4 protein-coding genes are annotated in these 2869 nt (G+C 63.6%); 2 read left to right on the top strand and 2 right to left on the bottom strand.

The features are described 5' to 3' along the window. Positions 1–182: 182 nt before the first annotated feature. A complete protein-coding gene (locus B7W94_RS00685) occupies positions 183–836 on the top strand; it encodes a GNAT family N-acetyltransferase (RefSeq protein ID WP_005055300.1) in 654 nt (217 codons plus the stop codon). A 271-nt stretch (positions 837–1107) separates the two neighbouring features. Here B7W94_RS00685 and B7W94_RS00690 read toward each other — a convergent pair whose 3' ends face one another. Then, complete coding sequence (locus tag B7W94_RS00690) at positions 1108–1401, bottom strand: hypothetical protein (RefSeq protein ID WP_005055297.1); 294 nt, start codon at positions 1399–1401, stop codon at positions 1108–1110. Between the two features lie 402 nt (positions 1402–1803). Here B7W94_RS00690 and B7W94_RS00700 point away from each other — a divergent pair, with 402 nt between their 5' ends. Beyond that, a complete protein-coding gene (locus B7W94_RS00700) occupies positions 1804–2088 on the top strand; it encodes a helix-turn-helix domain-containing protein (protein ID WP_139833211.1) in 285 nt (94 codons plus the stop codon). A gap of 43 nt (positions 2089–2131) precedes the next feature. Here the strand turns inward: B7W94_RS00700 and B7W94_RS00705 are convergent. Further along, positions 2132–2869: IS256 family transposase (locus tag B7W94_RS00705; protein WP_253247344.1), on the bottom strand; the 738-nt coding region annotated here is incomplete at its 5' end.

Below are 2869 nucleotides of genomic sequence, written 5' to 3' on the forward strand. Positions count from 1 at the left end.
CAACATCTTCAAGCAATGGTGCGCCGTGGCCACCCGCTACGACAAACTCGCCCTGMCCTATCGCGGCGGCGTCGTCCTACGCGCCATCACCATCTGGCTCAAGGCTTTAAGAGACACGCCCTAGCGCCCGGGTATTGTCGGCACGATGCCGTTGCCGCGTATCCGTTGTTGAAGGGGTGAGTATGTCTGCTGTTGTTGCGCGACTTGACGTGGACCTCACGGATATTGAGTGCATTGTGAAGGTCACGCGGCCACTGGTCGGAGTACCGGACTCCGTGAACTGGACGGAGTTGCCGTCGGGCGTCGCGAAGATCTCCGCTGACGCGACGTTGTACATCTTCGATGACGACGACGAGGGGGAGCCGGAGCGTCGTGTCATCGCGCGCGCTACTGCGTACACCGTCGACCTCGACCGGGTGGGTGACGTCGTTGACGTGTTCGATCAAGTAGGCGGCGAAGCATTCGAGATCACCGAGTCGATTCTCGGTGATGAGAACGTCTTCGAGTGGCTCGACTCCCGCGATCCGCTGGTTGGCGAGCAGGTGTCGCAGCTCGTGATCGTCGAGGGCGTCTTTGTGGAGCCACCGTACCGGGGTCAGCGCCTTGGTCCACGTCTGCTCACGACGCTGGTGGAGACGGTGACCGGCACGGGGAGGGAGACTCTCATCGTTCTCCGCGCGCAACCGGTGCCGTGGGAGCACCTGTCCGAGATCGAGTTTCGGCGCTCCCGAAAGAAGGTCGCTGCGTCGTACGAAAGCGTCGGGTTTGCGCACTTCCGGGACAACATCTATTGGCGTCACAACGCGTTCGTCGGGACCGAGAACCTCGAGGCGTGAGTCACGCCCCCGGGTATTTGGGAACCTTCAGGTCGACCTCCCCGGCCAGGTGGCGAGCGTCGTCGGGCGGGTCCAGTTGCGGCGGGCGGTGCGCTCCGTGGTGAGATCGTGCGGAGCGGCAACGATCCACACGGTCGCTTCCCGCGTCGATCAGATCCGACGAGCCCTCACTGACTATCACCACGATGGCTCACCAACGTCTACGACGAAGACAACCCGGCCGGATCCTCCACCACACCAGGGGACAGGACCATCAATCAAGAAGGGTTTCTCATGCAGTCAGCGCCTCGAGGATGAGACCGCGCACGTGATCAAAGTCGAGGTCGGCCGGAAGCTGGAGCCACGCGTTCTTCTGACCCTTGTAGTGTGTCCCGACGCCGGCGTCAACGAGAGCCGCCGTGCGCATTGGGTCAAGCTTCACCACCACCTGCCCGCCGCTGGTCATGGCGCGCACGGCGCCACTGCTGCTTCCCGAGACGATGAGACTGCCGCGGTGGTTCCGTGACACACCGTCAAGCGCAGTCATCTCGTGAGCGATCGTGTCGAACACTTCATCCCCAGTCATCACGGTTCTCCCTTCATGCGCGGTCGACGACCCCAAAGCGATCCCTACAGGTGGCCCTCAGAAGAAGTGTCCCACTCAGGCTCCTTCACGCGGAAGACCACGGCGCGCAACGCTTCGGGCGCAGAGCTGCGGATCAAGGCCGCCGGGTTACCGGCTCGCAAAACGTTGGAGGACTTCGATTGGGATGCGCAGCGGAGGGCGCTCGCAGACCAGTTCTGACGACCGACAGCAGTTCATCGTCAGCCGGTTCCTACAGATGTCACGCTCCGAGTTGTCCATTTCGCAGGGGAGATGTCTACGCGATGTCCATATGGACCTTTCGGGGCATTGGGGCGAGTCGCTTCGGTGGGATTCGCAAAAAACGTCGAGACGCCGACTGACCGGCGCTCGTAGATTCGAAGCGTGTCCTCAGTCGTCCTTCCACTCACCGCTCAGCGGCATGCGGAACGTGTGAGCCGGGCACTTCACTGGATGGAGGAGCGTCTCGAGGAGCCGGTGACCCTCGCCGAGATCGCGGCGGTCGCTGGTCTTTCGCCGCATCACTTTCACCGCGTCTTCCGTGCGGTCGTGGGTGAGAACCCGAAAGCGCACCTGCGCCGGTTGCGGCTTGAGCGAGCGGTCTACCGACTCAAAGTCAGTACGGACACGGTGCTGCACATCGCGTTGGAATCGGCCGCGTCCGTTTGAGTGGTGGTCTTTCGCTTCGTTGCGATGATCAGCTGTCGTTAGTTTAGGCGGCGGTGATCTCGGGGAGTATCACCGCCTCGTCGATGGTGGGGGTGGTCGCGGTGAGCTCGGTCATGGAGGCTTCGGAGAAGTAGCGGCGGTCGGCGGCTTCCCATTCGTCGTGTTGCTCGACGAGGACGGAGCCGGCCAGGCGGAGCAGGGCGGCGTTGTTCGGGAACACGCCAACGACGTCGGTGCGGCGCTTGATCTCCCGATTGAGGCGTTCCAGCGGGTTCGTGGACCAGATCTGTCGCCAATGCCGGGCGGGGAACGCTTTGAACGCGAGGATGTCGTCACGGGCGTCGGTGAGCATCACGGCGGTCTTGGGGTGGACGCGCTCGATCATGCGCACGACTTCGTCGAACTGGGCATCGATGTGCTCGGCGTCGGGTTGGGCGAAGATCGTGCGGATCACGCTGGCGACCATCTCCTGCCGGCCCTTCGGGAGGGCGGTCAGGACGTTGCGCATGAAGTGGACGCGGCAGCGCTGCCAGGCGGCGCCCTGCAACACGGTCGCTGCGGCCTTCTTCAGTCCGGCGTGGGCGTCGGAGATCACCAGCTTCACCCCGCCCAGACCTCGTGTCTTCAACGAGCGCAGGAACTGCTTCCAGAACTCCTCGGTCTCGCTGTCTCCGACATCGAAGCCCAGCACGACCCGCCGCCCGTCAGCGGCGACGCCGATCGCGACGACGACCGCCTGGGACACGACACGGTGGTCGATGCGGACCTTGCAGTAGGTCGC

The sequence above is a fragment of the Microbacterium sp. LEMMJ01 genome, from assembly GCF_002114135.1.
Lineage (GTDB): Bacteria > Actinomycetota > Actinomycetes > Actinomycetales > Microbacteriaceae > Microbacterium.

Coding starts and splice junctions, on each gene's coding strand:
- B7W94_RS00685 (WP_005055300.1), top strand. CDS start 183: ATGTCTGCTGTTGTTGCGCGACTTGACGTGGACCTCACGGATATTGAG.
- B7W94_RS00690 (WP_005055297.1), bottom strand. CDS start 1,401: ATGACTGGGGATGAAGTGTTCGACACGATCGCTCACGAGATGACTGCG.